The following is a 4,897-nucleotide window of genomic DNA, read 5'->3' as shown; positions in this document are numbered from 1 at the left end:
GTGGGTGGGTGGGGAAAACCAGCGCCGCCCCGACCCGAGGTCCCTTCGAGCCGCTGAAGCCGGCAGGCTGTTCAGGCAGGCCGGTCAGTACGAGCCCCGCCAGCCAGGTCCCTCCACGATCAGCCCGGTGGCCAACGCGCCCGACATGCCGGCGTGGGACAGGCCGCCGCCCGGGTGGGCGAGGGCGCCCACCCGGTAGGCGCCGGTGAGGCGTCCGGTGTTGGCGGCGGCCAGGAACGTCGCGTCGGCCCCGGCGAGGGCCGGCGTCGGGATCGCGCCGCCCGGCATGCCGGTGTCCCGCTCGACGTCGGCCGGGGTCCTGGTCTCGCGCCACAGCACCCGGCCCGCCAGGTCGAGTCCGGCTGCCTCGGCCGCCGCGAGCAGGTCGTCGGCCGCCCGGTCGGCGACGCCGGGGGCCGTCCAGTCAACGCCGCCCGCGCCGTGCGCCGGGGCCGGCGCCGAGAGCACCGCCGTCTCGTGGTCGGCGTCCGGCCTGAGCGCCGGGTCGTCGGGGCGCAGCACCCGCACCGGCGGCCGGTCGAGGTCAGCGGGGTGCACCAGCGTGCGGTGCGGGGTGCCGGCCGGTCGCGGGCCGCGCAGCGCGAGCAGCACGGTGAGCCGGCCGGTGGCGCGCGGCGCGGTCGCGCCGAGGCCCGGCGCGCCCCAGACCACCGAGTCGGCGGGCAGCGCGGCGCCGTCGGCCAGCTCGACGCCGCCGGCCCTGCCGTCCTTCGCCAGGACGCGGGCGGCGGCCGTCCCGAACACGAAGTCCACGCGGCGTTCCAAGCACCGCTCGTACACCGCGTCGGCCAGCGCGCGCATCCCGCCCGCCGGATACCAACTGCCGAAGCTCCGCTCCACGTACGCCAGGGCGGCGGCGCCCGGCGGCGCGACCGCCGGGTCGACGCCGTACTCCCACACCGTGCCCGTGAGCAGCGCCGCGAGCCGCGGCTCGCGCAGCTCGGCCGCGGCGAGTTCGGCCAGCGTGCCGGGGGTGCGCCGGCGCAGCAGGCCGCGGCGCGGCTCGTGCGGGTAGGGGTCTTCACGCAGCGCCGCCCGCTGCTCCTGGGTCGTCAGCGGCTCCTCGACCAGCGGGCGCCTGGTGGACTCCCACACCTGGCGGGCGCGGCGCAGCAGCGCCGCCCAGCGCTCTCCGGCGCCGGCGCCGAGCGCGTCGTCGAGCGCCTGCTGGGCGCCGCCGAGCGCCGCTGGCAGCCGCACGGAGACGCCGTCGGCGAACCGGTGCTCGACGGCCGGGTCGACCCGGTCGAGCCCGACGCACTCGCCGAGCTCCCGCTTGCCGGTCTTGATGAACAGGTCACGCCAGACGGCCGGCAGATGGAGCAGCCCGGGGCCCGTGTCGAAGACGAACCCGTCCCGCGCGAAGCGCCCGACGGCGCCGCCGTGCGTCGACGCCCGCTCCACCACCGTCACCCGGTGGCCGGCGGTGGCCAGCCGGGCGGCGGCGGCCATGGCGCCCATACCGGCGCCCACCACCACGATCCGAGCCATGGACCAGCACGTTACCCGGGCCCTTCGCCGGCCGGCGGATCGGTACCCCACCCCATGGGAGTGGGTATCGGATGAGTATCCGGCTGAGTAGCGGCGCGGATGGTGCGGTCACCCCCCGCGCGGAAGGGTGAACGCGGCGCCCCGGCCGATCGGCCGTGCGGTGTCCGAACCGCCGTCACGGGGCGGCGGATCGGGTACGGCCGGGGCGCGTCGGAAGGTGGGCCCCGTCGACGTCAGCCGGGGTTCGGGGGCCTTTCCAGCGCGAGCTGGGACGGGGATCCCACCTGCCCGCCACCGCCGAGCCCGCCGCGCAGCAGCAGCGAGACGGCGGACCGCACCTCGCCCTGCGGGCGCTCCGCGTGGAAGGTCTGCCAGTCGAGCGCCGCCACCACGACCATCCCCACCATTGCGCCGGCGATCAGCTGGATGTCGAGGTCCTCGCTCAACTCGCCCCGCTTGACGCCCTCCTGGAGCACGTCCTCCACCACCCCGGCCACCTGCCGGCGGATGTCGACCAGCGTGGCGTGCCAGCTGCGGTTGGTGCGCCACTGCTCGGCGACCAGCAGCCGGGCGAAGTCCGGGTGTCCGATGACGAAGTCGAGCCCGGCGTCGGCCATCGCCTCGAGTCGGCGCACCGTGTCGCCGCCCTGGGCCGCGGAGGCGCGTGCCGCCTCGCGCAGCGCCACCGTCAACGGGCCCATCCCGTGCCGCAGTAACCCCTCGAACAGCTCGGTCTTGCTGGAGAAGTTGTAGTAGACGGTCCCCTTGGCCACCCCGGCCCGCTCGGCGATCTGCTCCACCGTGGTGGCGGAGAAGCCCTGTTCCGCGACGAGGGTGACCGCCGCCTCGTAGAGCCGCAGCCGGGTCGCACCACGGCGGGTGCTCGTCCTGTTCATGGGCCGATTCTCCACCTGACGGGAGCGCGAGATCACCGTAAGCGGCAATGACCGGCCGGGAATTGTCAGTGCCATCCGTCACCATGTGCCCAGATGCGCAGACTGTGCGGACTGTGCGGCCCTTTCGGGGGTTGGCGGCCCGCCTGAGCGCTGGATGACGACGGACTGGAGGCTCGTCATGACCGGACTTCCGACCGATGTGCACCCCGTGCCGCGCCGGGCGTCGGCCCCGCCGGCCGCGCTCGATCTGCTGGGCCAGGCCGAGCGGGGGCTGACGGAGGCGGCCGGCCTCGCCGACCCGGGCGAGGCGTATGTGGCGGCACACCTCGCCGCGCTGCGCACGGCCGCCGCCGTGCTCGCGGTGCGCGGCCGCCCGGAGGCCACGCCCCGGGCGCGCAGCCGCATCCGCAGCGTCTGGGAGGTGCTGCCCGAGATAGCCCCGGAGCTCGCCGAGTGGAGCCTGCTGTTCGCGGCGAGCGCCGGGCGGCGGGCCAGGATCGAGGCCGGCATCCGCGGCGTGGTCGGCGAGGTGGACGCGGCGGAGCTGCGCCGCGCCGCAGCCTTCTTCCTCCGCCTCGTGGAGGAGCTGCTGCTGCGCCAGCCGGTGCTGCGGGCCGACTTCGGTGATCCCGGCGGCTCCACGCCCAAGTAGTCTTGCCGGGTACGGTGGCGTGGCCGAATCGGCCGAATCTCACCCCACGCACCGCCTCACCGCCCCGCGCAGCAAGGAGCCGCCGCAATGCCGTCAGAGTCGAGGGTTCGCGACGCGGGAGGCCCGGCGTCTGGTCCCCACGCCGCGCTGCGCACCGGTGTGGTGTGGGACGTGCTGCGCCAGGCGCTGCTGCGTCGCGCGGCCGCCGCCGGGCGTTCGACGCTTGACGTGCTGGACACGGGCGGCGGCAGCGGGAGTTTCGCGGTGCCGGTGGCCGCTCTCGGCCACCGGGTGACCGTGGTCGACCCCAGCCCCGACGCGCTCTTCGCGCTGGAGCGGCGGGCCGCGGAGCAGGGGGTGGCGGTGGGGGCGCCCCCCGGCGTCAGCCGGGGAAGGGTGCGCGGCGTCCAGGGCGACACGCATGACCTGCACGACGTCGTCGAGTCGGGCGCGTTCGACCTGGTCCTGTGCCACGGGGTGCTCGAGTACGTGGACGATCCGGCGGCCGGCCTGCGGGCCGTGGCCGGGGCGCTGCGGCCCGACGGTGGCACGCTCAGCGTGCTGACCGCCGGCGTGGGCGGTGCGGTGCTCTCGCGCGCGCTCGCCGGGCGCTTCTCCGAGGCCAGCCGCGCCCTCGGCGATCCGGCAGGCCGGTGGGGCGAGGCGGACCCGGTGCCGCACCGCTTCACCGTGGACGGGCTCAGGGAGCTGATCGGCGCGGCCGGGCTCCGTCCCGGCGAGGTGCACGGGGTGCGGATCTTCGCCGACCTGGTACCTGGCGCGCTGGTCGACACGGAGCCGGACGCGCTGCGGGCGCTCACCAGACTGGAGGCCGAGGCCGCCGCGCTGCCGGCCTTCCAGGCCATCGCCGGCCGGCTGCACGTACTCGCGGAGCGACTCGCCACTCCATCGGGCGAGCGATAGTCCGACTCCTCGTATCATCGAGATGAGCCCTCCGGCATGACCCGGAGCCGCTGGGGGAATGACTTGTCCACCCCCCATAGGGTCCGGCGGACTGCGCATGGCGGGCGAAAATGGCGTACAGGGGTGGGTTTCACAGGGAGGCTTCCCTGCCTATCCTTGAAAAGTCGGATCCGGTCGCCACCGCGACCGACGAGTAGGAGGACTCCGTGCCGCTCTCGGACCACGAGCAGCGCATGCTCGAACAAATGGAGCGAGCGCTGTACGCCGAAGATCCCAAATTCGCGAGCTCGCTCGAGGGAAATGAGCTGCGCACGTACACCCGCAAGCGGGTTTACCAAGCGATCGCCGGGTTCGTCGTGGGCATCGGCCTCCTCATGGGAGGCATGGTCGCGCAGCTGATCTGGCTCAGCGTGGTGGGCTTCCTGATCATGCTCGGGTGCGCCGTGGTGGCCGTCACGGGATGGCGTCGCACGCCGCCGCAGGGTGACGCCCGCGGTGGCCGGCGCGGCGGCAGCGGCGGCGGTCAGGCCGGTTCGCGCCAGCGGAGGTCCATGATGAACCGCATCGAGGAGCGGTGGCAGCGGCGTCGCGAAGAGCGCGACGACTGACGGCCGTCGCCTCCCGGACTCCCCCACCTCAGGGCCGCCTCGGCGGCCCTGTGTCGTGCTGCGCGCCGAGCGTAGACCACCACCGCGGCGCCCCGCCCCTCGCTTGCGGCGCCCTCGCGCGGCACAGACCGCGGGGGCGCGGCCACCGTCGGCCGATCGCGCCCAGCGCGGTGGCACCCCACCCCCATCGCGCCAAGCGCGCCCCGGCGCGAAGCGCCGCGGCGGCGCAGCCGCGACTCCGGCCGTCAGGCCGCTCAGCGCACGCCCGTTAACGCCCTTGGCGGTGGCCCCGCCTGGTGCGGGCC

The 4,897-nt window shown here is 75.5% G+C and carries 5 protein-coding genes; 3 read left to right on the top strand and 2 right to left on the bottom strand.

All coding sequences use genetic code 11. The features are described from left to right. Positions 1-84: 84 nt before the first annotated feature. On the bottom strand, positions 85-1,512 hold the full coding sequence (locus E1265_RS33655; RefSeq protein ID WP_132934746.1) for an NAD(P)/FAD-dependent oxidoreductase: 1,428 nt from the start codon (positions 1,510-1,512) through the stop codon (positions 85-87). 233 nt (positions 1,513-1,745) lie between these two features. Beyond that, the gene (locus E1265_RS33650; protein WP_132934745.1) at positions 1,746-2,408 is read right to left on the bottom strand and encodes a TetR/AcrR family transcriptional regulator; all 663 of its coding nucleotides are present in this window, start codon (positions 2,406-2,408) and stop codon (positions 1,746-1,748) included. Positions 2,409-2,586: 178 nt separating this feature from the next. On the opposite strand from E1265_RS33650, the gene E1265_RS33645 reads away from it, so the two are divergent. The 3 genes from E1265_RS33645 to E1265_RS33635 all read left to right on the top strand — a co-directional run bounded on the left by E1265_RS33645 (position 2,587) and on the right by E1265_RS33635 (position 4,592). Beyond that, on the top strand, positions 2,587-3,060 hold the full coding sequence (locus E1265_RS33645; protein ID WP_132934744.1) for an SAV_6107 family HEPN domain-containing protein: 474 nt from the start codon (positions 2,587-2,589) through the stop codon (positions 3,058-3,060). Positions 3,061-3,147: 87 nt separating this feature from the next. After that, positions 3,148-3,984, top strand: coding sequence for a methyltransferase domain-containing protein (locus tag E1265_RS33640; RefSeq protein WP_132934743.1), 837 nt, complete (start codon positions 3,148-3,150; stop codon positions 3,982-3,984). A gap of 206 nt (positions 3,985-4,190) precedes the next feature. Continuing rightward, the gene (locus tag E1265_RS33635; protein ID WP_132934742.1) at positions 4,191-4,592 is read left to right on the top strand and encodes a DUF3040 domain-containing protein; all 402 of its coding nucleotides are present in this window, start codon (positions 4,191-4,193) and stop codon (positions 4,590-4,592) included. The last annotated feature ends 305 nt before the right edge of the window (positions 4,593-4,897 follow it).

The sequence above is a fragment of the Streptomyces sp. 8K308 genome, assembly GCF_004348315.1.
In the GTDB taxonomy this organism is placed as follows: Bacteria; Actinomycetota; Actinomycetes; order Streptomycetales; family Streptomycetaceae; genus Streptomyces.
This window is presented reverse-complemented; position numbering and strand designations above follow the sequence as displayed.